21 protein-coding genes and 1 pseudogene are annotated in these 26,678 nt (G+C 72.0%); 7 read left to right on the top strand and 15 right to left on the bottom strand.

Annotated features, from left to right (window positions below; translation table 11 throughout):
- Positions 1–100: 100 nt before the first annotated feature.
- Both ACWD4B_RS07135 and ACWD4B_RS07130 read right to left on the bottom strand, forming a co-directional pair.
- On the bottom strand, positions 101–610 hold the full coding sequence (locus ACWD4B_RS07135) for a nitroreductase family deazaflavin-dependent oxidoreductase (RefSeq protein WP_451419827.1): 510 nt from the start codon (positions 608–610) through the stop codon (positions 101–103).
- On the bottom strand, positions 610–1,812 hold the full coding sequence (locus tag ACWD4B_RS07130; protein ID WP_451419826.1) for an acyl-CoA dehydrogenase family protein: 1,203 nt from the start codon (positions 1,810–1,812) through the stop codon (positions 610–612). Before ACWD4B_RS07130 ends, ACWD4B_RS07135 begins: the two co-directional genes overlap by 1 nt.
- Positions 1,813–1,901: 89 nt before the next feature.
- On the opposite strand from ACWD4B_RS07130, the gene ACWD4B_RS07125 reads away from it, so the two are divergent.
- Positions 1,902–3,074 carry a thiolase C-terminal domain-containing protein gene (locus tag ACWD4B_RS07125; protein WP_451419825.1) on the top strand — a complete coding sequence of 391 codons (1,173 nt, stop codon included), beginning with the start codon at positions 1,902–1,904 and terminating at the stop codon, positions 3,072–3,074.
- Between the two features lie 46 nt (positions 3,075–3,120).
- On the top strand, positions 3,121–3,822 hold the full coding sequence (locus tag ACWD4B_RS07120) for a pyridoxine/pyridoxamine 5'-phosphate oxidase (protein ID WP_451419824.1): 702 nt from the start codon (positions 3,121–3,123) through the stop codon (positions 3,820–3,822).
- Here ACWD4B_RS07120 and ACWD4B_RS07115 read toward each other — a convergent pair.
- Both ACWD4B_RS07115 and ACWD4B_RS07110 read right to left on the bottom strand, forming a co-directional pair.
- Positions 3,800–4,399, bottom strand: coding sequence for a GNAT family N-acetyltransferase (locus ACWD4B_RS07115; RefSeq protein WP_451419823.1), 600 nt, complete (start codon positions 4,397–4,399; stop codon positions 3,800–3,802). The genes ACWD4B_RS07120 and ACWD4B_RS07115 overlap by 23 nt on opposite strands.
- Positions 4,400–4,407: 8 nt before the next feature.
- The gene (locus ACWD4B_RS07110; RefSeq protein ID WP_451419822.1) at positions 4,408–4,866 is read right to left on the bottom strand and encodes a Zn-ribbon domain-containing OB-fold protein; all 459 of its coding nucleotides are present in this window, start codon (positions 4,864–4,866) and stop codon (positions 4,408–4,410) included.
- 75 nt (positions 4,867–4,941) lie between these two features.
- Between ACWD4B_RS07110 and ACWD4B_RS07105 the strand changes: the two genes are divergently transcribed.
- The 3 genes from ACWD4B_RS07105 to ACWD4B_RS07095 all read left to right on the top strand — a co-directional run bounded on the left by ACWD4B_RS07105 (position 4,942) and on the right by ACWD4B_RS07095 (position 8,766).
- Positions 4,942–7,164 (top strand): acetate--CoA ligase family protein, encoded by a 2,223-nt coding sequence (locus ACWD4B_RS07105; RefSeq protein WP_451419821.1) that lies wholly within the window; start codon positions 4,942–4,944, stop codon positions 7,162–7,164.
- A 61-nt stretch (positions 7,165–7,225) separates the two neighbouring features.
- Positions 7,226–8,065, top strand: a complete 840-nt coding sequence (locus ACWD4B_RS07100; protein ID WP_451419820.1) for an enoyl-CoA hydratase/isomerase family protein — start codon at positions 7,226–7,228, stop codon at positions 8,063–8,065.
- Positions 8,066–8,121: 56 nt separating this feature from the next.
- Positions 8,122–8,766 (top strand): flavin reductase family protein, encoded by a 645-nt coding sequence (locus tag ACWD4B_RS07095; RefSeq protein WP_451419819.1) that lies wholly within the window; start codon positions 8,122–8,124, stop codon positions 8,764–8,766.
- Positions 8,767–8,837: 71 nt separating this feature from the next.
- Here ACWD4B_RS07095 and ACWD4B_RS07090 read toward each other — a convergent pair whose 3' ends face one another.
- The 5 genes from ACWD4B_RS07090 to ACWD4B_RS07070 form a co-directional block, all read right to left on the bottom strand.
- Complete coding sequence (locus ACWD4B_RS07090; RefSeq protein WP_451419818.1) at positions 8,838–9,968, bottom strand: hypothetical protein; 1,131 nt, start codon at positions 9,966–9,968, stop codon at positions 8,838–8,840.
- Between the two features lie 344 nt (positions 9,969–10,312).
- Positions 10,313–11,386 (bottom strand): alcohol dehydrogenase catalytic domain-containing protein, encoded by a 1,074-nt coding sequence (locus ACWD4B_RS07085; RefSeq protein WP_451419817.1) that lies wholly within the window; start codon positions 11,384–11,386, stop codon positions 10,313–10,315.
- A gap of 42 nt (positions 11,387–11,428) precedes the next feature.
- A complete protein-coding gene (locus tag ACWD4B_RS07080; protein WP_451419816.1) occupies positions 11,429–12,913 on the bottom strand; it encodes an aldehyde dehydrogenase family protein in 1,485 nt (494 codons plus the stop codon).
- Positions 12,910–14,082, bottom strand: a complete 1,173-nt coding sequence (locus tag ACWD4B_RS07075; RefSeq protein ID WP_451419815.1) for an acyl-CoA dehydrogenase family protein — start codon at positions 14,080–14,082, stop codon at positions 12,910–12,912. The genes ACWD4B_RS07080 and ACWD4B_RS07075 overlap by 4 nt, the downstream gene beginning before the upstream one ends.
- A gap of 60 nt (positions 14,083–14,142) precedes the next feature.
- The gene (locus tag ACWD4B_RS07070; protein ID WP_451419814.1) at positions 14,143–15,054 is read right to left on the bottom strand and encodes an SDR family oxidoreductase; all 912 of its coding nucleotides are present in this window, start codon (positions 15,052–15,054) and stop codon (positions 14,143–14,145) included.
- 83 nt (positions 15,055–15,137) lie between these two features.
- On the opposite strand from ACWD4B_RS07070, the gene ACWD4B_RS07065 reads away from it, so the two are divergent.
- Complete coding sequence (locus ACWD4B_RS07065) at positions 15,138–16,064, top strand: cyclase family protein (protein ID WP_451419813.1); 927 nt, start codon at positions 15,138–15,140, stop codon at positions 16,062–16,064.
- Positions 16,065–16,371: 307 nt separating this feature from the next.
- On the opposite strand, the gene ACWD4B_RS07060 is transcribed toward ACWD4B_RS07065, so the two are convergent.
- The 4 genes from ACWD4B_RS07060 to ACWD4B_RS07045 form a co-directional block, all read right to left on the bottom strand.
- A complete protein-coding gene (locus ACWD4B_RS07060) occupies positions 16,372–16,851 on the bottom strand; it encodes an ATP-binding protein (protein WP_451419812.1) in 480 nt (159 codons plus the stop codon).
- 414 nt (positions 16,852–17,265) lie between these two features.
- Complete coding sequence (locus ACWD4B_RS07055; RefSeq protein WP_451419855.1) at positions 17,266–18,336, bottom strand: acyl-CoA dehydrogenase family protein; 1,071 nt, start codon at positions 18,334–18,336, stop codon at positions 17,266–17,268.
- Between the two features lie 8 nt (positions 18,337–18,344).
- Positions 18,345–19,514 carry an acyl-CoA dehydrogenase family protein gene (locus ACWD4B_RS07050; protein ID WP_451419811.1) on the bottom strand — a complete coding sequence of 390 codons (1,170 nt, stop codon included), beginning with the start codon at positions 19,512–19,514 and terminating at the stop codon, positions 18,345–18,347.
- Positions 19,515–19,520: 6 nt separating this feature from the next.
- Positions 19,521–20,774, bottom strand: a complete 1,254-nt coding sequence (locus ACWD4B_RS07045; protein WP_451419810.1) for an amidohydrolase family protein — start codon at positions 20,772–20,774, stop codon at positions 19,521–19,523.
- Positions 20,775–20,955: 181 nt separating this feature from the next.
- Between ACWD4B_RS07045 and ACWD4B_RS07040 the strand changes: the two genes are divergently transcribed.
- Positions 20,956–22,554 (top strand): class I adenylate-forming enzyme family protein, encoded by a 1,599-nt coding sequence (locus tag ACWD4B_RS07040; RefSeq protein WP_451419809.1) that lies wholly within the window; start codon positions 20,956–20,958, stop codon positions 22,552–22,554.
- A gap of 50 nt (positions 22,555–22,604) precedes the next feature.
- Here the strand turns inward: ACWD4B_RS07040 and ACWD4B_RS07035 are convergent, their stop codons facing one another.
- A complete protein-coding gene (locus ACWD4B_RS07035) occupies positions 22,605–24,884 on the bottom strand; it encodes a protein kinase (protein WP_451419808.1) in 2,280 nt (759 codons plus the stop codon).
- A gap of 243 nt (positions 24,885–25,127) precedes the next feature.
- Positions 25,128–26,570 (bottom strand): annotated as a pseudogene (locus tag ACWD4B_RS07030) (serine/threonine-protein kinase); the annotation flags it as partial.
- Positions 26,571–26,678 lie beyond the last annotated feature (108 nt).

Here is a 26,678-nt window from a genome sequence, read left to right as displayed (position 1 = left end):
CCGCTCACATCTCTCTCGTGTGTCTCGCACGTCCTGTCATCGCGGCGGCGGGCCGCCCGGGCATGGCCCCGGGCGGCCCGCCGCGTCGCACTCACGGCGGTCAGGAATCACCGATCCCCGGCGCTTGCCGCCGCTCCAGCCGGAAGAGTCTGATCTCCCGTTCCACACGCGCCTGGTAGCGCTCGTACGGCGGCCAGAACCTCAGCAGCGCCGCCCAGACCGCCTCCCGTTCCGCTCCCCGCAACAGCCGTGCCTGCACGGGGATGTCCCGGCCCTTCCAATTGATCTCCGCGTCCGGGTGGGCCAGCAGGTTCGCCGACCAGGCGGGGTGGCCGGGGCGGCCGAAGTTGCTGCCGACGAGAACCCACCCCCCGACCGTGCCGTCGCGGCCGCCGTCCGGCATGCAGGCGAGCGGTGTCCGCCGCTGCTGCCCGGTCTTCGCCCCTGTCGACGTCAGGACGAGTCCCGGAAGCAACTTCGTGCTCAGCAGCAGCCTTCCGCCCGTCAGACGGTGCACTGTGCGGTCCAGGGCCGGTACACAGTGGGGTGCGATTCGCGCGAACGAGCGGGTGGACGAGACCTTCTGCACCAGGCGTTCGACTACAGGCATCACAGCACCACCGCTTCCCGACCGTCTGAAACGTCAAACAGCCCCGCCAGTTCGGCCGCATGGGCCCTCAACCGGTGCACGGGCCCGAACATCAGCTCGTCGGAAGCCGCTCGTTTGAAGTACAGCTGCACATCGTGTTCCCACGTCACCCCGATACCTCCGTGCAGTTGGACGGCCTCGCCCGCCACCCGCCACTGGGCCTCAAGGGCCTGTGCGAGCGCGAGCGCCCCGACGGCCCGCCCCCGTGCGGTACCGGCCACGGCCCAGGCGGCGTAGTACACGGCCGAACGTGCCGCCTGAACGGTCACATGGAGATCCGCCAGGCGGTGCTTGACGGCCTGGAACGATCCGATCGGCCTGCCGAACTGTTCGCGTACGCGCGCGTACTCCACGGTCTTCTCCAGGGCCCGTGCTGCGGCTCCCACCGCCTCTGCAGCCAGTACGGGAGCCGCGCTGCCTCCGAGCGCAGCGAGGGCGGGCAGCGCATCGCCGGTACCGAGCGGTTCCGCGTCGGTGTCCCGCAGCTCGATACGGGCCTGCGGCCGCGTCTCGTCCAGTGCGGTCAGACGCGTACGGGTCACTGCGTGCGCACGGTCCGGCCGCACGGCGAACAGGAGCGTGCGGCTGCGGGCGTATCCGCCGGTGTGCGCGGCGACGAGCAGCAGCCCCGCGCTGTGGCCGTCGAGCACCTGCCCGGCCTCCCCGTACAGCCGCCAGCCGTCGGCGGTGTGGCGCGCCTGCACTCCTCCGGACCGCCCGCCCCCGGCCCAGGCACCGTCGTCCGGCCCGGCGAGGCCGAGCGCCGTCGTCAGCGTGGTGCCGGGCAGAGCGAGTGCTCCCGTGAGCTCGCCGGAGGCCAGTCCCGGAAGCAGCTGCGCGCACTGCTGCGGCGTTCCGAGCGCGGTGACGAGCGGCACGGTGAGTGCTGCCGTGGACAGGAGGGGCGACGGCAGCAGGACCCGGCCCGTCTCCTCGGCGGCCAGGGTGAGTTCGAGGGTTCCGCAGCCCGTTCCGCCGTATCGCTGTTCCACTGCCAGGCCGGCCAGTCCAGGGGACGAGCCGAGCTGCCGCCAGAGGCCCGTGTCGTACCCGGCCCGACTGCGGACCGCTGAACGGACCTGCTTCGAGGAGGCCTGCTTCTGCAGCAACTCCCGCAGGGTGCGGCGCACTTCCTGTTGTTCGCCGCTCAGCCGGGCATCCATCGCGGACTCCCCTCATCCGATCCGACGGCGGGCATTATGGCGAGAGGAAGCCCACTTTCCCAGAGCGGATCTGATGTACCGTCAGATTCATGCCTTCAGGCCGACGCAAGGTCGCCGTCGTCGGTGTCGCCCTCTCGGACTGCGGCCGCCTCGACACCGTCACGCCCTACGCCCTGCATGCCCAGGCCGCACGCCGTGCCCTCGCCGATTCCGGTCTCGACAGAAGCGTCGTCGACGGCTTCGCCTCCGCCGGTCTCGGCACGCTCGCGCCCGTCGACGTCGCGGAGTACCTGGGCCTACGGCCCACCTGGGTGGACTCGACCTCCGTCGGCGGCTGCACCTGGGAGGTGATGGCCGCCCACGCGGCGGACGCCATCGCGGCAGGCCACGCGAACGCCGTCCTCCTCGTCTACGGTTCCACCGCACGAGCCGACATCAAGGCCGGCCGGCGCACCGCCAACCTCGCCTTCGGCGCTCGCGGTCCCGCGCAGTTCGAGGCACCGTACGGTCACACGATCGTCGCCAAGTACGCCATGGCGGCGCGACGCCACATGCACCAGTACGGCACAACCGTGCAGCAGTTGGCCGACATCGCCGTTCAAACCCGCGCCAACGCAGCCTGCAATCCGCACGCCCTGTACCGCGACCCGATCACGGTCGACGACGTCCTCGACAGCCCACTGATCGCCGACCCGTTCACCAAACTGCACTGCTGCATACGGTCGGACGGCGGCTGTGCCGCGCTGCTGGCAGCAGAGGACTACGTGCCGGACACTGCGAAGCCGCCGGTGTGGGTGCTGGGCGCCGGCACGGCGGTGTCACACATGACGATGTCGGAGTGGGAGGACTTCACCGTCTCCCCCGCTGCGGTCTCCGGGCGAAAGGCCTTCGGGCAGGCGGGCGTGGCCCCGCAGGAGATCGACGTGGCCGAACTGTACGACGCGTTCACGTACATGACGCTCGTGACGCTGGAGGACCTCGGCTTCTGCCCGAAGGGCGAGGGCGGCGCATACGCCGCGGACGGCAGGCTGACGACCGGTGGTGCGTTGCCGGTCAACACCGACGGCGGGGGGCTGTCCGCCTGCCATCCGGGGATGCGGGGCCTGTTCCTGATCGTCGAGGCGGTGCGGCAACTGCGCGGCGAAGCGGAGGAGGGGCGCCAGGTCCGCAGGCGCGGTGGACGGCTGCCGCAGCTCGCCGTGGCGTCGGGCACGGGCGGCTGGTTCTGCTCGTCCGGGACAGTGGTCCTCGGGCGCGGCTGACCGGCCCGGCACACGGCTCGCGCACCACCTCCTGTTGGATGGACACATGAGCAACGTGCCGGACGCCGGGCAGCAGGAGCAGGACGAGCGGCAGGAGTCCTTCCGGCACCTCCTGCGCTCCCTCCCTGTGTGGGACACCAAACTGCCGCACTTCGACCCGGCCACGGCACCGGACGACCCGCTGCCGCTCTTCCAGCAGTGGCTGTCCGAGGCGGCCTGGGCGGGCACTCCCGAGCCGCACACCATGAGCCTGGCCACCGCCGACGCCACCGGACGCCCGTCCGTGCGGACGGTGATGCTGCACGACGCCGACGGGCGCGGCTGGCACTTCGCCACCCATCGCACCAGCCGCAAGGGCCGCGAGCTGGCGGCACGCCCCGAGGCGGCCCTGGGCTTCTACTGGCCCGCGGTCGGGCGGCAGGTGCGCGTCCAGGGCACGGTGACGGCTGCGGACGCGGCGGAGAGCCGCGCGGACCTGGGCAAGCGGTCGCCCGGCGCGCTGGCCGCCGCCCTGGTGGGGCACCAGAGCGAGGAGCTGTCCTCGTACGCGGAACTGGAGCGGGCCTCGGAGGCGGCCTGGGAGCGGGCACTCCGTGAGCCGGATGCTCCGGTCGACAGCTGGACGCTGTACGTCCTCGCTGCCGACGAGATCGAGTTCTTCCAGGGTGACGCGCGGCGCCGGCACGTGCGCCTCGTCTACCGCCGTACCGGCCCGGGGTCCTGGACTACCGGGCTGCTGTGGCCGTGAGGTCGGGTGCCGGGTCGGTGGCGAGCCGGGCATGGAGGTGCACGTCCCACATCCGGCCGTCGACGCCCGGCATCGCACCGCGCATCGTGCCCTCGTAGGCGTACGCGCAGTGCCCGGCGACGCGGCAGGAGGCATGGTTGGGCAGGACGTGCCCCAACTCCACCCGGTGCAGCCCGAGATCGCCCCGGAACGCCCAGCGCGTGACGGTCTCCAGGGCGCGGGAGGCATAGCCGCGGCCCCGGTGCTCGGGCAGGACCCAGTACGCGACGCGGGCGGACCGCAGCACCTGGTCGATCATCGCGAGCCCCACATGGCCCACGACGGCGCGGAACCCGTCGTCCTCCGCGGTGATCGCGAACGAGGCCTGGTCCCCCATCCGCCAGCCCGCCGCGCGCCGTTCGAGGAACTCCTGGGCGCCGCACTCGTCCGGAGCGGGCACGGTGACGGCGTTCCAGCGGCGGAAGTCGGGGTCCGATATACCGCGCAGCACGGCATCGAGATCCCGTGCCTCCCAGGGGCGCAGCAGCAGGTCGTACTCACCGAGCCAGACCGGATCCAGTGCCTTGGGTTCCATCATGTGTACATTCAACACGCCCGGAACAGCGGTATCGCCAGGGCGAGTTCCGGATCCTTGCGGAAGGTGACGGTGAGCTCCATGCCCACGCGGAGCGAGCCCTCCGGGCAGTCGGCCACCTCGGTGGTCATGCGCGGCCCCTCTGCGAGGGAGACGACGGCAGGGACGTAGGGCAGCCGGGATCCGAAGGGTTGCAGATCGCTGACATGGACGACGGACCAGGTGTAGAGCGTGGCCCTGCCGCAGGCCTCCTCCCAGACGACGTCGTCGCTCCAGCAGTACGGACAGAACTCCCGCGGGTAGTGATGCGCCCTGCCGCAGCCGACGGCGTGGCAGCGGCGAATCAGCAACCGCCCTTCTCCGGCGGCCTCCCAGTAGGTCCGGGTGAAGTCGTCGGCCTCCGGGACATCGGCGCGCGGCCGTCCCTCCACGTCCGGCCTCCCTTCACGGGCCGTTCGCGGACGGCCCATTCCTGACGGTCCATCAGATCTGTAGCCTGACTGCACGTCAGCTTATCGGCCAACGAGCAGGAGTGGGCGAGAACGATGCTCGGATCGACTCATGGCACCCTCACCACCGCCTCCCGCCCGGCCCGCGTGGCGGCCTGCGGCGAGCGCCCCGGACCGGCCGTCCACGGCACCGCCGACGAGCGGGAGACGGACGTCAGCGGTCGTCCACTGCATGCCGAAGTCCACGATCTGGCAAGGCTCTTCCGGCCCCGGACCGTGGCCGTCGTCGGCGCCTCGGACGCCGAGGGGCGCCCCGGCAGGACCGTCACCGCGCAGCTGATCGACTGGGCCGGGCGCGTCGACGCCCGTATCCACCTCGTGCACCCCACGCGCGCCACCGTCTTCGGCCTCCCCTGCCACCGCTCCGTCCAGGACCTGCCCGAACCGGTCGACGTCGCCGCCGTACTCGTGGGCGACCCCCTTCCCTGCGTCCGTGAACTTGCCGACCACAAGGCCGGGTTCGCCGTCGTCTTCGCCTCCGGCTTCGCCGAGGCCGGCGCCGAAGGAGCCGCGGCCCAGGCCCGGCTCGCCGCCGCCGTCCGCGGCACGGACACCCGGCTCCTCGGCCCCAACACCAACCTCAACGCCTTCGAGCGCTTCCGCGACGACCTGGACGGACCGGCCATCGCGCTGATCACCCAATCAGGCCACCAGGGCCGCCCCGTCTTCGCCCTGCAGGAGCTGGGCATCCGGCTCTCGCACTGGGCCCCGACGGGCAACGAGGCGGACCTGGAGTGCTCCGACTTCATCTCCTGGTTCGCCGGCCGGCCCGAGACCGGCGCGATCGCCGCCTATGTGGAAGGGATCAAGGACGGCCGCTCCTTTCTCCTCGCGGCCGACCGGGCGGCCCGCCGCAAAGTGCCAGTCGTCGCCGTCAAGGTCGGCAGGACGGAGGCCGGGGCCCGCACCGCCGCCTCCCACACCGGCAAGCTGACCGGAGCGGACGACGTGGTGGACGCGGCCATGCGGCAGTTCGGCGTGATCCGTGTCGACGGGCTGGACGAGCTCCAGGACACCGCGGCACTCCTCGCCCGTGCCCGGCCGCCCCGGGCCGGCGGGGTGGCCGTATATGCGATCTCGGGCGGCACGGGCGCCCACTTCGCCGACCTCGCCAGCGCGGCGGGCCTCGACCTGCCCACGCTCTCCCCCGCCAAACAGGACGAACTGCACCAGTTGATACCCGGGGACCTGAGCGTGGCCAACCCCGTCGACTGCGGCGGCCATCCCGTGGGCGACGCGCGCGGCCGCAGGATCATCGACACGCTGCTCGCCGATCCGTCCGTCGGCGTCCTCGTCTGTCCCATCACCGGCCCCTTCCCTCCCCTCAGTGACCGGCTCGCGCAGGACCTCGTGGACGCCGCGGAGGAGACGGACAAGCCGGTCTGCGTGGTGTGGGGATCCCCCGTCGGCACGGAGGACGCCTACCGCACCACCCTGCTCGGCTCTTCGCGCGTTTCCACCTTCCGCACGTTCTCGAACTGCATCACCGCCGTCCGCGCCTACCTCGGCCACCACCGCTTCACCACCGGCTACCGCTCCCCCTTCGACGACGCACCGCGCGTCCCCTCTCCCTCGGCGGGCAAGGCACGAGCCCTCCTGCGCCCGGGCGAGCAGCTCAGCGAGCACGCGGCGAAGCAGCTCCTGCGGGCGTACGGCATACGCGTCCCCCGCGAACACCTGGTGACCAGCGCTGCGGCGGCCGTCCGGGCGGCGGGCCAGATCGGCTACCCCGTGGTCATGAAGGCCTCGGCACCGCAGCTCGCCCACAAATCGGAGCTCGGCCTGGTCAGGATCTGTCTCACCTCGGCCAGCCAGGTCCGGGACACCTACCGCGAACTCACCGACATCGCCCGCTTCGAAGACCTTCCGCTGGACGGCATCCTCGTCTGCCAGATGGTCGGGCGCGGCATCGAGACGGCCGTCGGCATCACGCACGACCGGACCTTCGGCCCCACCGTGACCGTGGGGCTGGGCGGCGTGCTGATCGAGGTCCTGGACGACACGGCCGTGCGCATACCGCCCTTCGGTGAAGGCGATGCCCGCGCGATGATCGGCGAACTGCGCGGGCGGGCTCTGCTGGACGGCGTCCGGGGACGCCCGTCCGCCGACACGGACGCCCTCGTCGAGACCGTCCTGCGCGTCCAGCGCATGGCACTCGAAATAGGTGACGGGATCGCCGAGTTGGACATCAACCCGCTCGTGGTGCTCGACCACGGTCAGGGCGCGGTGGCCCTCGACGCGCTGGTCCTCTGCCGCTGACACGGCACACACATCCCCGAACGGACCGCGCCCGGCCGCCCGCAGGACAAGGAGCTCCCCCATGAACCTCTCCCCCCGTGAAGGGCCCCCCGGCCCCTCCGCATCGGATGAGTCATTGGTACTGCACCCCACTGACAACGGCGTTGCCCGGATCGCCCTCAACCGCCCGCACACCCTCAACGCCATCACCCCTGACCAGCGGGAACAGTTGATTTCACATTTGTCCCGGGCCTCCGCCGAACCGGCCGTGGGAGCCGTGGTGATCACCGGGTCCGGCCGGGGATTCTGCTCCGGAGCCGATCTTCGTTCCGCGGCGGCGGCAGCCCCCTCCGAGCGCATTCCGGGCGACGTGGCCCGCACCATCCGCCACGGCGCGCAGCGGCTGATCACGGCGGTCCTGGACTGCGAGAAGCCCGTGATCGCCGCCGTGAACGGCGTCGCCGCAGGCCTCGGCGTCCATCTCGCATTGGCCTGCGACCTCGTCCTGGCCGCCGAATCCGCCCGGTTCACCGAGGCGTTCGTCCGCCGCGGCCTGGTGCCGGACGGCGGCGGGGCTTATCTCCTGCCGCGTCTGGTGGGGTTGCAGAGAGCGAAGGAGCTGATGTTCTTCGGCGACACGCTGTCCGCCGCCGAAGCGGAACGATTCGGCCTGGTGAACCGCGTCGTGCCCGACGGAGAACTGGCCCGCACGGCCCAGGCGTGGGCCGAGCGGCTCGCGGCCGGGCCGACCCGGGCCCTCGCCCTGACGAAACAGCTGCTCAACGCCTCGTTCGACGCCGACCGCACCGCCGCGTTCGCCGCCGAGGCGGCAGCCCAGGAGATCAATGCGGCGACGGCGGACGCAACCGAAGGCGTCCGCGCCTTCGCCGAACGCCGCCGACCCGTCTACCGGGGGCGGTGACGAGGCGTGCGGCGAGAGGACTTCCACTCTGACGCAGCGTCACTTTCAATGGCTGCATGATGGGACACGCGGGGATGGCCGCAGCCGCCGTGCGCCACTTGCGCCGGAAGGGGGCGCCGGCGTCCGCGGCACCGCCGGTCGATCCACTGCCCCGGCCGGAGCTCCGGGCCGTGCGGGCGGACGAGCCCCCTCCGCCGGATCCCGCCGAATTCCGGCGCGTCCTCGGCCACTTCGCCTCCGGCGTCACCGTGATCGCGGCGCCCGGCACGGAGAGCGAACCGCCCGCCGGCTTCGCCTGCCAGTCCTTCGCCTCGCTGTCCCTCGACCCGCCGCTCGTCGTGTTCATGGTGGCGCGGACCTCCGCGTCCTGGCCCCGCATCGCCCGTGCGGGGGTCTTCTGCGCCAGCATCCTCGGCGCCGAACAGGAGGCGCTGTGCCGGGGTTTCGCGGTCAGCAGCGCACAGAACGCCGACAAGTTCGCAGGGGTGCTCCACGAGCCCGCCCCCGTCACCGGGTCGCCGAGGCTCGCGGACGTACCGGCCTGGGTCGACTGCTCGGTCCACGCGGTGCACACGGGCGGCGACCATCTCGTGGTCGTGGGGCGCGTCGAGGCCCTGGGGGCGGACGAGAGCGCTGCGGGCGCCGGGCCGTTGGTCTTCCACAGGGGCGCGTTCGGGACGCTGCGCGCCACCGAGCGCTGAACGACGCGGGAGAGGCAGGAGAGGCGGGATCGGTGCACCCTGCCGCTACTTCCTGCCCTTACTTCTTGTCCTTACTTCTTGTCCTGCGACCCATGGTGCTCGCTCTCGCCGTGATGCTCGTTCTCTTCGCGGTGCACGGTCCCGACGCTCTGCTCGCCCGTGTCACCGTGCTTGTCGCGGTGCCCGTGCTTGCCGCCGTGCCCGCCCTTGACGACCTTGGTCAGCACGTACTTCTTGCCCGAGCCCGGCTTGCCGATCTCGTGGAAGATCCGGGGCTTCTTCTCCGTACCGGTGAGGCTCCAGTCACGGGCCAGCTCGCAGCTGCCGATCCGCATGGAGACGCCCTGGACAGGCCCCTTGCCCGGCAGGGGCGACCACGTCCCGGAGCCGTCGCAGTCCTTCGGCTTGTCCTTGCCCGTACCGTCCCACACGTAGTTGTCGAGCCCCTTGGCGACCAGGGCGCCGTGCGTCTCGAGCCTGACCGTGCCGCCGCGGCCGTCCGTCCAGGTGCCGGCAAGGTCCGACCCGGAGAGCCGGGGCGGCTCGTACACGTTCACCAGACCGGTCCCGTAGACCGTCGCACCCACCGCTCCAACGGCCAGCCATGCGATCGCACCGTTGCGGGTGACCTTCCGGGCCACGCTTCCGGGCCGGTTCTCGCGGATCCGGCGGGCGGCCGCTCCAGCGACCAGAGCGGCGGGCAGCAGGACTGCGGTGAGGGACGACCACCACAGCAGGTACGCGAGGGGGTGCGCCAGCGAGAGGCTGCCGAGTGCGGCGATGCCTCCGAACACGGCCACCGCACCGGCGGCGACCACCGGCACGGCCCCCAGCGTCCACTTCCACCCGCCGGGACGGCCCCGGCGCTCGGCCGCCCGGCGGGCGAGCGTCAGTGCAGGCATCACAGCGGCGGCAGTGACGAACCCGCTGAGCAGGACGACGAGCAGTAGAGCCCCCAGGGACACGGCGACGACCAGAAGGATTCCGCTGGGCAGTCCGTCGTGTTCGCGGGACAGCAGGACGAGCACACCGGCCGTCGCAGCGACCACCGACTCCGCACAGAGCGCGGCCATCGATGCGCAGAACGCTGCGCCGAAGCCGTCCGGGTGCGCCACCTGCTGCGCGGTCGTACGGGTCGTCCCCGGGGCGACGTCCTCTGTCGCCTCGTCGGGTATGGCATGCGGCTCAGCCTGCTGTGTCATGTCGCCCCTCTCTCCAAGAAAGATTCCCCCAGAGGCCGAGAGGTTCCGCTGCGGGGTCGTTCCGAGACCGTGCCCGGCTGTCGACCGGGCGACCATTCTTACCGAATAGTTCTGCTTGACCCGATACGGGCCATACAAGCCGGCCGCGCGCTCGGACGGCGGCCGCAGCAAACCCTGCCGTGCAAGGGCACGGCAGGGATCACATGCGGGTTCCCGGGGTAGGACGCAGCAGGTCGCCGGAACGTTGTCAGGACCGCCGGACGAGTCGGGGAGAGGGACGGCACAAGCAGGGAAGGGACGAGGACAGGGGACAAGGACGCGTCATTCCGTGAGGTACAGGCGCGTCATTCCCGGAAGGACAGCACCGCCCGTGTCACCGCTCCGCGGCGCACGTCCTCCGCCGCCTTCCCGAAGTCCTCCACCGGATAGACGGCGGACACCAGCTCGTCCAGCAGGAGCCGTCCTTCGCCGTACCACCGTGCGTACAGCGTTATGTCGTGCTGCGGCCGCGACGAGCCGTAGCGGCAGCCAAGGATCGACTTGTCGAGATACATCGACGAGACGGGGAACGACGCCTCCGCGCCGGAGGACGGCACCCCGAGCAGCACTGCCTGCCCGTGCCGGTCGAGGAGGCCGATCGCCTGCCGCACGAGCCGGGTGTCGCCTACGCACTCGAAGGCATGGTCGGCGCCGCAGGGGAGGATCTCCCGCACGGCGGCGGAGGTGTCGGGGACGGCGGAGGCGTCGACGAAGTGCGTCGCCCCGAACCGCCGCGCCGCCGGGCCCTTCGCCGCGTTGGCGTCAATGGCGATGACGGGCGAGGCTCCGGCGATACGGGCCCCTTGCAGGACGTTGAGCCCGATGCCGCCCGCCCCGATGACGACCACGGAGTCGCCCGGCCCGACCCGGGCGCGCCGGAGTGCCGCGCCCACTCCCGTGAGCACCGCGCAGCTCATGACGGCGGCCGAGGCCATCGGCATGCCGGCCGGGATCCTGACGGCCTGGACCCCCTTGACCACCGTGCGCTCCGCGAAGACCGAACTCGAGGCGAACTGGAACAGCCGCTCGCCGGGCCGGGAGAAGGGGCGGCCCGGTCTGCCGATGGAGGCACGGCACATGGTGGGCCGGCCCCGGTCGCAGTCGGGGCAGGTGCCGCAGTTGGCCAGTGTGGACAGTGCGACGTGATCGCCGGGAGCAACATGTGTGACGCCTGTTCCAACGGACTCGACGACGCCCGCACCTTCGTGCCCGAGCACGACGGGGACGGGATACGGAATGACCCCGTCGACGACCGACAGATCGCTGTGGCACAGGCCTGCGGCGGCCACGGAGACGAGGACCTCGCCGGGCCCGGGCGGGCGGACCTGCAGGTCGTCGACCGTCCGCGCCTGCTTCCCGTCGAAGATGACACCTCTCATGCCCGACTGTCCTCTCGTCCTCGCGAGTTGGCGGCGGCGGTCTCAGGAGGACCAGACGACCGACTGGAGTTCGCTGTACGCGTGCAGCCCGAAGGAGCCCCCGTCCCGGCCGACGCCGCTCCCCTTGAAGCCCCCGAACGGGGTCTCGGGGTGCCGCTGAGCCGTGTTGATGCCGATGTTTCCGCTGCGCAGCCGGGCGGCGAGGGCCCAGGCGCGGGCGGTGTCGGAACCGAAGACGTAGTCGTGGAGCCCGTACGGGGTTCCGTTGGCGATGTGCACCGCTTCGTCCTCGTCGTCGAAGGGGAGGACGACGACGACGGGCCCGAAGATCTCCTCGCGGGCCACGGTCATGTCCGGGGTGGCGTCGACGATCAGAGTGGGCCCCACGTAGAAGCCGGGCCGCAGGTCGGGGCGGGTGCCGCCGACGACGATCCGGGCTCCCTGGGCCCGGGCGCCGGCGATGTACGCCTCGACGCGGTCGCGCTGGGCGGCGGAGATCAGCGGGCCCACGGCGGTGGAGTTATCCACAGGGCTTCCCACGGCCAGTGACTCAGCGTAACGTTGGAGACCGGCGACGACCCGTTCGTACAACGCCCGTTGGACGAGCACGCGGGCCGGCGCCGTGCAGATCTGCCCGCTGTGGAAGGACCAGACCGAACCGACCGCCCCGATCGCCGACCTGAGCACCGCTCCGTCGGCATCCCCCAGGACGATGGCAGCACCCTTGCCGCCCAGCTCCATCAGGGTGCGCTTCATCGACCTCCCCGCGGCCTCGGCGATCTTCTTCCCCACGGCGGTGGAACCGGTGAAGCTGACCATGTCGACGCCGGGATGGGCCACCAGCGCCTCACCGGCGGCGGGCCCCGAACCGGTCACCACGTTGAACGCACCGTCCGGGAGGCCGGCCTCCCGGAGGAGCGGGCCCAGGAGCAGACAGCACAGGGGGTCCTGCGGCGCCGGCTTGGCCACGACCGTATTGCCCATGGCCAGGGCAGGGGCGACCTTGCCCGCGAGATTGACGACCGGGAAGTTGTAGGAGGTGATGCAGCCGACCACGCCCACGGGGCGGCGTACGGCCACGGCGCCCACGAGGCCGCCGGGAGCGAGCGGGCTCGCCGCGACGGGCCGGGGCGCGAGCGGGACGGTGTCCGGTTCCAGGGCGCCTCGCGCATAGCGCCGGAAGCGTTCGGCCGCCGTGGGCAGTTGCATGGCCGAGGTGACGCGCAGGGTCGCACCCGTCTCGGCCTGGAGGAGGGGGACGATCTCCTCCTTGTGTTCGAGTATCAGTTCCGCCATCCGGTCCAGTACGGCTGCGCGTTGCCGCGGAGTCGTACGGGACCAGCCGTCCTGAGCGGCCCGTGCGGCGGTCACGGCGTCGGCGACTTCGGCGGGAGTCGCCTCCGGGGCCTCCCCGACGACCTCTTCGGTCGCCGGATTGACAACTGGATAGTGCCCTTTTCCCGGCGCACGCCACGTGCCGCCGATCCAGTGCCCGTAGGCGGTTGCCGTCGGTGTCGCCGATGTCATGGCCGGGGCTCCTTCGTCAGGCCGAGCACGCGCTCGGCGATGACGGTGCGCTGGATCTCGTCCGAGCCGCCGTAGATGGTGTCGGCGCGGCTGAAGAGGAACTGGCGCTGCAGGTCGTCCAGTTCGTACGGCCGCGCGGCATCCCAGTCGCGCGGCCCGAGGGCGGCGGACGCGCCGCGCACCTGCATCGCCAGCTCGCCCAGCCTCCGGTGCCAGCCGCCCCACAGCAGTTTGGCGGCTGCGCCCGCCCCGGGGTCGTCCCCCGCACCGAGGTTCCGCAGGGCGTTCCAGCGCATGCTCTGCAACTCGGCCCACTGCCGTACGAGCCGGTCGCGCATGACCGGTTCCGCTGCGGCGCCCGTCTCCCGGGCGAGGCCGACGACCCGGGCCAGTTCGGCCGCGAAGCCGATCTGCTGGGCGAGGGTGGCCACTCCGCGCTCCCGGGCGAGCAGGCTCATCGCGACCCGCCAGCCGTTGCCCTCTCCGCCGACGAGGTGCTCGGCGCGGGCCTCGGCATCGTCGAAGAACACCTCGTTGAAGCCGGCGTCCCCGGACATCTGCCGGATCGGGCGGACGGTGATCCGGCCGGGCTGGTCCATGGGGACGAGCAGCAGGGAGAGTCCGTGATGGCGCCGCGATCCCTCCGCGCTGCGGGCGAGGACGAAGCACCAGTCGGCCTCGCGGGCGTGGGAGGTCCAGATCTTCTGGCCGGTGATCCGATAGGTGCGGCCGCCGTCGGCGCGGGTGGCGGTCGTACGGACGGCGGCGAGGTCGGACCCCGCGCCCGGTTCGCTGTAGCCCTGGCACCAGAGTTCCTCGCCGCGGGCGATGGCGGGGAGGAAGCGGGCGCGCTGGTCGGCGTCGCCGTGGGCGAGGAGGGTGGGGGCCAGCAGGTTCTCGCCCATGTGACCGAGGCGGGCGGGCGCCTGGGCGCGGGCGTACTCCTCGGCCCAGACGATCTGTCCGGCCGGTGTGGCGGACCGGTTGCCGAAGGTTCCGTGCGTGCGGTCCCAGCCGAGGCCGATCCACCCGCCGGTGCCGAGTTCACGTTCCCAGGCACGGCCGCCGATGCGGGGGCGCGCCCCGGACTCCTCGGTGAGGTGCTCGGCCAGCCAGGCCCGCGCCTCCTCCCGGAGTGCTTCGTCCTGCGGCCCGAAGGCGAAGTCCATGCCGTCTCCCTTCGATACGACCCGCGGGGAACGGGGGGGGCGGGAACCGCCGTATGCGACCTAGGTGTTGGGCCGCTCGTCCGCCGCAGCCGCCTTGGCCATGGCCCGCAGCCGGTCCAGGAGCGGCATCGGATCGGTGCCGACCGTCCCCGGAAGGAGATCGGCGATCTTCTCGGGGCTCCAGCCGCCTTCGGCATAGGCGGCGCGCAGTTCGCGGGGCTGCGCCCACACGGCGATCTTGGGACCGGCCACGGTGTAGACCTGCCCGGTGATTCCCTCGGCACGGGCGCGGTCGCTGAGCAGGTAGACGACGAGTGCGGCCACGTCCTCGGGTTCGCCGATCTCCGTCAGCTCCATCGGCACCTTGGCGGACATCCGCGTACGGGCCACGGGGGCAACGCAGTTCGCGGTCACCCCGTATTTGTGGAGGCCCAGTGCGGCGCTGCGCACGAGGGAGATCACGCCGCCCTTGGCGGAAGCGTAGTTGGCCTGGGCGACGCTGCCCTGGTGGCTGCCGCTCGTGAAGCCGATGAGGGTTCCGCTCCCCTGGCGCCGCATGGCGGCCGAGGCAGCCCGGAAGACGGTGAACGTGCCCTTGAGGTGAGTGGCGATGACAGGGTCCCACTCCCCTTCCGTCATGTTGAAGAGCATGCGTTCGCGCAGGATTCCGGCCACGCACACGGCGCCGTCGAAGTGTCCGTAGCGGGCGAGGGCGATATCGGCGATCCGCTGCCCTCCGGCCATGGTCGAGATGTCGTCCGTGACGGCCACGGCCTCGCCGCCCGCCGCTTCGATCTCCTTGGCCACGGCGGCAGCGACCTCGCCGGCGGGTTCTTCGCCGTCGACGGTCACCCCGTAGTCGTTGACGACGACGCGTGCCCCCTCGGCGGCACACGCCAGGGCCACGGCCCGGCCGATCCCCCGGCCGGCACCGGTGACGGCAACCACCTTGCCTGCCAAGAAGTTCCCCACGGTGCGCCCCTTCCCGCAGCTTCTGACGGACCGTTAGATTCTGGAGAGGGGGGCCGGGGAAGACAAGAGCCGGGAGGGAACCCATGGCGCTGCCACCCGAGTTCCACGAGATCGCCAAGCGGGTCAACAACTGGGGGCGCTGGGGAGCGGACGACGAGATCGGAACTCTCAACCTGATCACGGACGATGTCGTGCGCAGAGCCGCCGCGACCGTGACCAGCGGCCGCCGGATCCCGCTGGCGCTGCCCCTGCAGCAGGACGGGGTGCAGACGGGCCTCATTCCCGGCAGGGTCAATCCGCTGCACACCATGACGTCCGTCAATGCGGAGCTCTTCGGCCCGGGAACGGTCGCCACCAGCGACGACGTGGTGACCATGGGCCTGCAGGCGGCCACCCACTGGGACGGGCTGGCCCACGTCTCCCACGGCGGCCGGCTCTACAACGGCCGCCCGGCGGATTCCGTCACCGCCCACGGTCGTGCGTCCTTCAGCGGCATCGAGAAGGCCGGGCCGGTCGTCTCCCGCGGCGTCCTGCTCGACGTCGCCCGCGCCAAGGGGGTGGAGCGGCTCGACGGCGGCCATGCCGTCACTCCCGAAGACCTCGACGCTGCCGAGGAACTGGCGGGCACCACGGTCGGGGAGGGCGACATCGTCCTCGTACGGACCGGCCAGATGCAGCACTACCTGGAGGGCAACAAGGAGGCGTACGGCTTCCCTTCGTCCGGGCTGTCGGTCCGCACACCCGACTGGTTCCACGCCCGCGATGTCGCCGCGGTCGCCAACGACACGCTCACGTTCGAGATCGTCCCGCCTGAGATCGAGAACCTCTGGCTGCCCGTACATGCCCTGCACCTGGTGGAGATGGGGATGCCGCAGGGCCAGAACTGGAATCTGGAAGAGCTCTCCGTCGCGTGCGTCGAGGAGCGGCGCCACACCTTCCTGCTGTCGGCGGCACCGGAACCGTTCCTCGGGGGAACGGGAGCCCCTGTCGCCCCGGTCGCCGTGCTCTGAAGAAACAGGGCACCGGCCGCACCAGCCACATCAGCGGCAACCGAACGCGAGCGGAAAGCGCCAAACTGCGGGCGAGCCGCAAGTCATGGGCGGACGGCGGCGTACAGATGCACACCCCGAGCACGGCACCGCACGCCGCCACCCAGCCTCCGGCGCCTCAGCCCTGTCGTTGCGCCGGGCCGCGACCCGTACTCGCCAAGGCAACCCTGGATCCCCGGGCCTCTCGACGTCCCCTCGCAACGAATCGCTGCATCCAAGGGTGATCACGTGAACACTTCACGTCAACACCTGGTCTGGACTTTGTCGACTACGCCCGATTTGTCACGGCGTGTTGTGGCTCGAAAGCACCAGTCCACAGCGGTCCCGGGCGGTCGACCTCGCACCAGATGCGCTTGCCCGCGCCCTCGGGCTGCCAACCCCAGCGGTCGGCGAGCCCGTCGACGAGCTCCAGGCCCCTCCCGCCCGTGTCATCACCTCGGGCACAGCGCTGCCGCGGCGGCCTGGTGCTGTTGTCTGCCACCTCGACACGGACGGTTCCGGGACACCCCCCGGGCACCGCCCCCACGGAGGTGCCCGCGCTGGGGAAGAGCATCCGCAGCACGGCCGGACAACCCGTGTGCACCACGGCGTTGGTGACCAGCTCCGAGATCAGCAGGATCAGCGTCTCGGCGAGCGGCTCGTCGACCCCTATGCCGGACCCGGCGAGGCGCGACCGCGCCCACCTGCGAGCCCGCCCCACTTCCGCGGGGTCGGCCCGTACCTCCATCTGCATCTGAAGCATCTGCACCGCTCACACCACCCGAACCGGCGGACACAACACCTCGCGCCTCCAAAGGGTCACAGAACGTGATGCCCTTCCAAGACAGCATGGTTGACGTACAGTTACCTCAACAAGCGCTTCAGGCATATTCCGGCGCAAAGGAGTATGCGCCGCCCGCGCTGTGCGACCTGCGCCGCGAGGCTTCGAACACCGGGGAACCGGGCTCCCCGCACCGATGCGAGCTGGGCACATGCCGACGTTGGACATCGTCCGGCCGACAACGCCTTGATGGTTGCGCCTTTGAACCACTCGCATCCAAGGGAGAGTACCCGAGGGTGGAGCCGACTCCGCACCGTGACGAGTTACACGCGGAACACAACTCGATATCAACACAGCGTGATCTTTTTTCCATGGCAAGGCAGGCATTTCACCGCACCCCGACTACTCAGCGCCATATACGTCTCCGGCCAGTAGCTCGGCGGCCAACTCCTCCTCGGCGGCGGCCGGAGTCCGCCACTGCTCGCGCCTGAGCCAGGCCCGCTTGAGATGCAGGTGGACGTCCGCGTCCCACGTGAAACCCATACCGCCGTGCACTTGCAAGCAGTCCCGTGCATTACGGACAGCCGCTTCGTCGGCGAGCAGCTTTGCTCCCGCGATATCGCAAGCTGTCGTGGTCAGTGACGCCGCATACACGCTACTGCGTGCGATTTCCGCACGCACGAGCATGCGGGCGCAGAGGTGTTGCACGGCCTGGAAGGCCCCGACGGGGCGGCCGAACTGCCGGCGGGACCGGGCGTGGAGGACGGCCATTTCGAGCGTGCGCAGAGCGCTGCCGAGTTGCTGGGCGGCGGCCAGGAGGGCGGCCTCGTTGCGCAGGTGTTCGCCATCTCCCCCTGGCAGCACACAGGTTGCCGGGAGCGGGGGCAGCTGACGCATCTCGTGCAGAGATGTCAACGGGTCCACCGACTGCACGGCCTGGGCGGCCAGGGCCCGCGGTCCGGTGCCCTTGTCCGTCGCCATCACCCGGGCCTCCGCACCGTCGAGGAGCAGCACGGAGTCTGCGACGTCCAGGTGTTCAGCCATTCCGGGGCCGGTCAGAACCGTCACCACTCGGGCACCCTCGGCCGCTCCGGGCACCAGACCGGCCGCGAGGTGAGTGGCGACCAGCGGGCCGGGCACCAGGGCCCGTCCCGCCTCCTCGAAGAGGAGCACCGCCTCCGGGAGCCCCAGGCCCACGCCGCCGTCCTCCTCCGACAGCCGCAGCGCGAAGAAGCCCGCGTCGCCCAACTCCCGCCACAACACCCGGCCGACGCCCCACCAGCCGACCTTCCCCCGGGCGCCTTGAGCACCCTGAACGGCCTGAACGCCCTGATCCCCTTGGGCATCCTGAACACCCTGAGCCCCCTCCGCCTCCACCGCCTCCCTCAGCCGCTCACGGGGGAAGCTCCGCTTGAGGAGCTGTCGCACGCCCGCCTGCAGGGCCCGTTGGTCGTCGTCCAGCCGGAAGTCCATGGATGCCGTCACCGTCCTCCCGGGAGGCCGAGGATGCGCTCGGCGATGATGTTCTGCTGGATCTGGGAGGTGCCGGCGGCGATCGTGTACGAGAGCGAGGAGAGACGCTGGGCGGTCCACTCCTGCGCGGCATCCAGCGAGGCAGGGCCGAGGACCTCGGCGGCCGCGTCGTACAGCTCCTGGCGGGCCTTGGAGTAGCGCAGTTTGAACACCGAGCCTCCGGTGCCCGGCACCCCGCTCCCGCCGTTGCGCAGCGCGTGTCCAGCCGCGCTCACGTTCCACTGCACCAGCCGCCACAGTGCACCGAACTCCGCGCTCAGCCGCCCCAGTCGGCGGCGCAGCGCAGGGTCTTCCCAGCGGCCGTTCTCCCTCGCTTTCCCGGCCAGCCGGGTCAGGGTGCGGCGGCAGGCGACGACCTCGCCCGCGAAGGCGGTGCCGCGTTCGAAGGAGAGGGTGACCATGGTGATGCGCCAGCCGTCGTTCTCGGCTCCGACGCGATACGAGAGCGGCACCCGCACCTCGTCCAGGTGCACCTCGGCGAACTCGGCGGAGCCGGCCAGGGTGCGCAGCGGCCGGACCGTGACGCCCGGGGAATCCATCGGCAGGGCGAGCCAGGAGATCCCGCGGTGCCGGGGGGCCGACTCGTCGGTGCGCACGAGCAGTTCGCACCAGTCGGCGACCTCGGCGTGGGAGGTCCAGATCTTGCTGCCGGTGACGACGTACGCATCGCCGTCCCGGGTCGCGCGGGTGCGTAGGGAGGCGAGGTCGGAGCCGGCCTCGGGTTCGGAGAAGCCCTGGCACCACACCTCCTCGCCCCGCAGGATCGGCGGCAGCCAGCGGGTGCGCTGGGCGGCCGTCCCCTCGGCGGCGATGGTGGGGCCGGCGTGCAGCAGACCGACGAAGTTGGCGCCCACGTAGGGTGCCCCCGCCAGTTCGGTCTCCTCCAGGAAGATCAGGTGCTGGGCGGGGGTGGCCCCTTGGCCGCCGGCGTCGGCGGGCCAGTGCAGTCCGGCGTATCCGGCGTCGTACAGGGCCCGTTGCCAGGCGCAGTCGTAGGCGCGCCGCCCGGGCCAGTCGGCCGGTGACGGTGCGGGGGGCAGCCGGGGCAGGGCGTCCGCGAGCCAGGCGCGCAGCCGTTGCCGGAAGCCCTCTTCCTCCGCGGTGCAGGTGAGGTCCATGAGAGCTCACCTGCCGTGCGGGCCGGGCAGGGCAGACAGGCCGGACGGGCCGGACAGGCCGGAGGTGCCGGCGGGGTCGAGGTCCAAGCCCAGCATCCGGATGGCGTTGCCGCGCATGAGTTTGCGGACGGTCTCGTCGTCCAGGCCCCTCACATGGTCGAGGGCGACCTCCTTGGTGTGGGGGAAGGTCGAGTCCACGTGGGGGTAGTCGGTCTCGAAGGTGGCGTTGTCGCGGCCGACGACGTCGAGCGAGGCGATGCCGTGTTTGTCGCGGAAGAAGCAGCAGTGGATCTGCCGGTAGTAGTAGGTGGAGGGGGGCTCGGGGATCAGGTCGCGCACGCCGCCCCAGGCGCGGTGCTCGCGCCAGACGTCGTCGGCGCGCTCCAGGGCGTAGGGGATCCAGCCCATCTGCCCTTCGGCGTAGGCCAGTTTGAGCTGTGGGAAGCGGACGAGCACACCGCTGAAGAGGTAGTCCGTCATGGAGGCCATGGCGTTGTTGAAGGACAGCGAGGCCTGGACGGCCGGGGGCGCGTCAGGTGATGCGGCGGGCATCTGCGAGGAGGAGCCGATGTGCATGCAGACGACCGTGGCGGTCTCCTGGCACTCGGCGAAGAAAGGGTCCCAGTAGCCGGAATGGATCGACGGCAGGCCCAGGTACGGCGGAATCTCGCTGAAGGTCACGGCCCGTACGCCGCGGGCGGCGTTGCGCCGGATCTCGGCGACGGCCAGGTCCACGTCCCAGAGCGGGATCAGGCACAGCGGGATCAGCCGGCCGCCGCTGTCGCCACACCACTCCTCGGCCATCCAGTCGTTGTAGGCGCGCACGCAGGCGAGGGCGACCTCCTTGTCGTGCGCCTCGGCGAAGGTCTGGCCGCAGAAGCGGGGGAAGGTGGGGAAGCACAGGGACGCCTCGACATGGTTGAGGTCCATGTCCTTCAGCCGTTCCGCCGGGTCCCAGCAGCCGGGGCGCATCTCCCGGCGGGTGATGCCCTCCAGGGTCATGTCGTCGCGGTCGAAGCCGACGGCCGCGATGTTGCGCTTGTACGGGAACTGCAGGTCCTCGTAGATCCACCAGTCGGCGGGCGGGCCGGCGGGGTCCATGGTGATGCGGTACTTCCCGCCCACGTACTGCAGTTCGCCGATCCCGGCGGTCAGCGGGCGGGGGCCGCGTTCGCGGTACTTGGCGGGCAGCCAGGCGTCGAAAAGGTGGGCGGGCTCGATCACATGGTCGTCGACGCTGACGATGCGCGGAAGATCCATGGCGTCTTCTCCCTCGCCGGACAAGGGGACCGGGGCCGGCCGGGGCCCCGCGGCGACCTGACGGTGCGTCAGCTCACGCGGCCAGTCAGGCTAGCCCCCGCCCCCTGGACCCACAAGGCACGTCCTCCTACGCTCGCCATTTATCTGACGAAGCGTCAGGCAATAGAAACGGAGGGCCGCCATGCAGTCGCCCGGCACCGCCCCGGACCTCGCCGCGTCCCGCACCCTGTGGGAACTGCTCGACCGCCGCGCGGCCCTCACTCCGGACGCCCCGGCGCTCCTCCAGGACGAGTCCCCGGGCCCGTCGGATGCACCTGGGGCCGCCCGCCGCCTGACGTTCGGCGGCCTGCGCACCCGCAGCGAGCGTGTCGCCGCCTGGCTGCACAGGCTCGGCGTGCGGCCGGGCAGCTGCGTCGCCTGGCAGCTGCCCACCCGCATCGAAACGGTCGTCCTGTCCTTCGCCCTGGCCCGCCTGGGCGCCGTCCAGACGCCGCTCGTCCCCGCCTGCCGCGACCGCGAGACCGGGCATGCACTGCGCGCGTCCGGTGCGGAGTTCTTCGCCGTGCCCGGCACCTGGCGCGGCCACGACCACACCGCCATGGCCCGCCGCCTGGCCCTCACGCTGCCCGTCCCGCCCCTGGTGTTCACCGCGTACGAGCGCCTCCCCGAGGCCGATCCCGCGACCCTGCCGCCCCCGCCCGCCGACGGCACGTCCGTCCGCTGGATCCACTGGACCTCCGGCACGACCTCGGACCCCAAGGGCGTGCTGCACAGCGACCGTTCCCTCATCGCCGCCGGCGCCTGCCTCGCCGACGCACTCCGTCTCGCCCCGCACGACGTCGGCTCCATGGCCTTCCCCTACGCGCACGTCGCCGGGCCCGACTACACGGTGATGCTGCTCCTGCGCGGCTGCCCGGCCCTCCTCCTGGAGCACTTCTCCCTGCCCGGCGCGCTCCCCTCCTACCGGCGCCACGGCGTCACCGTCGCCGGGGGCTCCACCGCCTTCTACACGTTGTTCCTCGCCGAACAGCGCAAGGCCCCGGCCCGGCCCGTCATCCCCACGTTGCGTCTGATGGCGGGCGGCGGCGCCCCCAGACCACCCGCGCTCCACGCCGAGGTCGCCCGCGAGATGGGATGCCCGCTGGCCCACGGCTACGGCATGACCGAAGTACCCATGATCACCATGGGAGTTCCGGGCGAGGACACGGAGGAGCAGCTGGCCACCACCGAGGGGCGGCCGCCCGCGGGCATGGAGGTCCGGGTGACGGACCAGGGCGGCCGGCCGCTGCCGCCGGGGGCGGACGGGGAGATCCGGCTGCGCGGCGAGGCCGTCTGCACGGGGTATCTCGACCCGGCCCAGACCGCCGAGGCGTTCGACACGGACGGATTCCTGCGGACCGGAGACCTCGGGCATCTCACCGCCCACGGCCATCTCGTCCTCACCGGCCGCCTCAAGGACATCATCATCCGCAAGGGCGAGAACATCTCCGCACAGGAGGTCGAACAGCTCCTCCTCACGCACCCGGGCGTCGAGGACGCCGCCGTCATCGGCCTGCCGGACACCGCGCGCGGGGAGCGCGTCTGCGCCGTCGTCCAACAACCGCCGGGAGCGGCCCGGTTGAGCCTTGCGGACGTCGCAGGCCATCTCCGCGGGGCGGGGCTCGCGCTCCACAAGGTCCCCGAACAGCTGGAGCTCGTCCCGGAGCTGCCCCGCAACGACACGCTCCGCAAGGTGCTCAAACACCGGCTGCGCGAGCGCTACGCGAACCAGGAGCAGTGACCCGGAGCAGTGATCCGGAGCCAGTGACCCGGAGCAGTGGTCCGGACGCCTCAGCCGTCCGTCCGGTACGTGGCGCTGGCCTGGTCGAAGAAGGTGTCCACCGAGCGCTGCCGGTCCGCGGGGCCGATCACCTGGAGGAGGTGGTAGCGGCCCTTGAGGAGCATCGCCGCGTTGCGGACGTACAACGGGCGGCCGCTGCTGTCGTTCCAGGTGAAGGTGCCCTCCGCCGTCGTCGTCCCGCCGACGTCGGTGCGGCGCAGCCCCGAGGCGCCGGACCAGGAGGAGGAGCGGTAGGGGGCGAGTTCGGGTTCCTTGTCCGCCTGGTAGGCCATCGGGTCGGTGCCGGCGTCGGCCGCCTTGTCCCGCCCGGGCACCACGATCAGCTCGTAGGCGCCGCCGGCGTAGACGACCTGGCCGCGGTCGTTGTCGCCGAGGCGCTGCCAGTCCTTGGCGACGGCGACGGAGAATCCCTTGGGATCCTCGCGCAGGGAGAAGCCCTGGGCGAGGTCGCCGGGCCCGGTCGTCCCGTCCTCCCGGGCGCCCGAGGCCGAGGCCTGGCCCAACCGGCCTGAGGTTCCCGCGCCTTGGGGAACCGTGCCGACGGATCCGGCGGCGCCGGTGCGGTCCGTGGCGGTGCTGCCCGTGGTCCGGTCGGCGCGCGGCATGAACAGCAGCGCGTACAGCACCGCGCCGAGCAGGGCGAGCAGGACCGCGCCGACCAGCAGGCGCCCCAGGCGGTGCGGGGACCGGGTGGCGGCGGGCACCCGCTGTTCCTGCAGGTGCTTCTTGTGCCGTCCGTGTGCCGCCGCCTCCGCAGCCGCCGTGCGGGCGCCCCTGCGGCGGACGAGCTCGCCACGGCGGCGGACGACCGGCAGCCGGACGGCCCCCCTGCCCAGGGTGAGAGCGTGCTCGCCGGAGGTCAGCGCTCCGATGGACGGCACGGTGACCGTACGGCTGCCGATGTCCGGCTCCGGCGCCGAGCGGATCAGCGAGCGCAGCCAGCCGCGGAGTTCCTCGAACTCCGGTCGTTCGGCCGGGTCCTTGCGCATCAGCGACTCGACGACGGGCCGCAGCGCACCGCACTCCTCGGCGTAGGAGGGCGGCTCGGTGCAGACGGCCTGCAGCAGCTCCGCCGTGTTCTCCTCCGGGTAGGGCGCGTGTCCCTGGACGGCGCGGAAGAGGAGCGCGCCCAGCGCCCACAGGTCGGCGGCCGGTCCGACGGGCGGGGCCAGCTGCCAGTTCTCCTGCACGGGCCAGGCCTGCTCCGGGGCCCAGCGCTCGGTGACCGCGCCGACCACCATCATGCGTGCCTGCCGCGCCCGTTCGGCCGCGAGGGCGCTGCCCGGCCCGGCGCCCTGTGCCCAGCCCTCGGCCGGCCGCGCCGCAGTGGGTTCGGTGCGGGCCTGTGGCCCCTGCGGGGCACGGGCGGCCGGATCCGCGGCGGCCTCGGGTGCCGTACGGGCCGGAGGGACCGAGGAGGTTCCGTGCACCAGGGAGTCGGCGCTCCACGGCGGCTGCGATCCGGGCGCGGGTGCCGTCCCGCTGGCGGCGCTGCCGCCGCCCCAGGTGGAGGCGCCGGTCGCGGTGCCGGTGCGGCCCTCCCCGGCCGGGGTGCGGGCGGCGGCGGCACGGGTGCCCGCCGTGTACGCGGCGACGGCCCCGGACCGCGCGCCCTTCTTGGCGGCCGCCGCCGGGGTGCCGCTGCCCGGTGCACCCGTGGGTGCGCGCGGCGGCTCGACGGCCTGCGGCACCGGATCGTAGCCGCACAGCGCCTCCTCGGCCGCGCCCGCCGCCAGGCCGGTGAGGATGGCCCGCCCGTCGTCGCAGATGAGGACCGTGCGCACGGTGATGTTGCGGTGGGTCCAGCCGTGGGCGTGCAGGGCGCGCAAGGCCGTGAGCACATCGGCGGCCACCTCGGCCGCGCGGTGCGGGGAGAGGGCGCGCTCGGCCAGCACCGCCGCGAGCGGCCTGGCGGCGACGAGTTCGCTGACGATCCAGAGGCTGCCCGCCTCGGCGAAGACGTGGAAGACCTGGTCGAGCCGCGGGTGGTCGGGGAATTGCGCCGCCGCCGTCGCGGCCGCCAGCGCCCGGCGCACGGCAGGGTCGCCCGGCCCCTGCCCGGTCCGCCCGGCCGCGCCGCCTGCCCCGTACGGCGCCTCGCCGCCGACGACTTCGGCGTCGACGACCTCCGGCAGCGGGATCTGGCGGACCAGGACCTCCTGCCCGCTGTAGGTGTCGAAGGCTCTGGTCTCGACGAGTTCGAACGCTTCGGAAGGCGGCAGCGGCAGGCGGTAGCGGTCGGCGAGCACCCGGCCCGCGTACTCGTCCACGGCGCCTCCCCAGTCGTGCGTTCCACCCGTCGACCGCATGACCGCCTACCGTCAAAGCCGGTCGTTCAGCTGTCGCTTGCTGCTGATGGTGATGCCCAATGCGGCTGCGTACAGTCCACGAGGACTCACGATACGTGCCGAACCCGCCCCTTCGGGCGCGTACGGCTCAGTACGTCCTCAGGAGGTGCTCAGTACGTACGCGGTGCGTGCTCAGGATGTCTTGCCGGACGTTCCGTTCACGATCGTGGACGCGCTCTTGTGCTTGACCGGCGAACCGCCCTTGCCGTCCTGGTCCTTGCTCCCGCTGCTGAGCGCAAGGGCCAGCACCGTGCCGAGAACGGCCAGCGCCACGACAACCGCGGCGACGAGCAGCACCTTGCGCGGCACGACGTCCGTGACGGAGGCCCGGCCGAAGGAGCCGGACCGCGCGCTGCCGCGGACCCGGATGCCGGTGGAGACGCTGCCCAGACCCTGCAGCGCCGTCCTCTCCGGCTCGGAAGCCGATGCCGACGCCGACGGCACCGCATCCCGCAGCGGGCGGAACGAGCTCTGTATCCGGTCGGTCGTGGAATCCGAGGAACCCGAAGAACCCGAAGAGAGCTGACGGGACGGTCCCACGGACGCCGTCTTCGGCTTCGGCGGGCCCGAGGGCGACGACGGCCGCGAGGCCGCCGGGGACGGCTTCGCCGCGGCCGGGGTCCGGCCCTTCTGCGGCATCTCCGTCTGCTTCGTCTGCTTCGTCCGCTCCATCGACGCGGCCGGCAGCGCAGGGATGGCGGGCACCGCGATCGCCTGCGTGGCCTCCAGATCCGGCTGCGGCTCCGGCCGCTTGGGCAGGCGCTGGTCCGGGGCGCTGACCGCGTCGGTCAGCAGCGCCCGCGCACCGGCCTCGTCCAGCCGCTTCTGCGGGTCCTTGGCGAGCAGCCCGTACATGACCTCCGCCAGCGGGCCGGCGTTCTTCGGCGGGCCCAGGGGCTCCGTCATCACGGCCGTTAGGGTCGCTATGGCCGACCCCTTGTCGTACGGAGGGGCGCCTTCGGTGGCCGCGTACAGCAGGCCGCCCAGCGACCACAGGTCGGCCGGCGGCCCGGGCTTCTGGCCGCGCGCCCGCTCGGGGGAGATGTAGGAGGGGGCGCCGACGAGCATGCCGGTGGAGGTGACCGACGGGTCGCCCTCGACCTGTGCGATGCCGAAGTCGGTGAGGACGACACGCCCGTCGTCCGCGATGAGCACGTTGGACGGCTTCACGTCACGGTGCAGGATGCCCTCGCGGTGCGCGGCGCGCAGCACGTCGAGAACCGCCAGGCCGACCTCGGCGGCCCGTCTCCACTTCAGCGGCCCGTCCTCGCGGATGACCTCGGCGAGCGAGCGGCCCTCGATGAGCTCCATGACGATCCACGGGCGGTCGTCCTCGTGCACCACGTCGTAGACCGTGACCGCGCCCGCGCTGCGGATGCGGGCGATCGCCTTGGCCTCGCGCAGCGTGCGCGTGATGAGGCGGCGCTTCTCGTCCTCGTCGATATTGGCCGGGAAGCGCAGCTCCTTGACCGCGACCGTGCGCCCCAGCGTCTCGTCCGTCGCGCGGTGGACCGTACCCATGCCGCCGCGGCCGAGGACGTCCCCCAGCCGGTACCGACCGGCGAGGAGGCGCCCTGTCGTGCCCTGCGTCTGCTCCGCCTCCGACATGCGTCCCCTCTGGCAATCAGCTCTGCGACCAACCGACCCTGGCAGAGCGTCCATTGTCTCTCATCCCAGGACCTGCGGAAGGCCAGGGTCCAAGAGGCCGTGGATGAT

It is taken from the genome of Streptomyces sp. NPDC002536, from assembly GCF_053594995.1.
The sequence above is the reverse complement of the archived record's forward strand: the minus strand, read 5'-3'. Positions and strand labels throughout refer to the sequence as shown.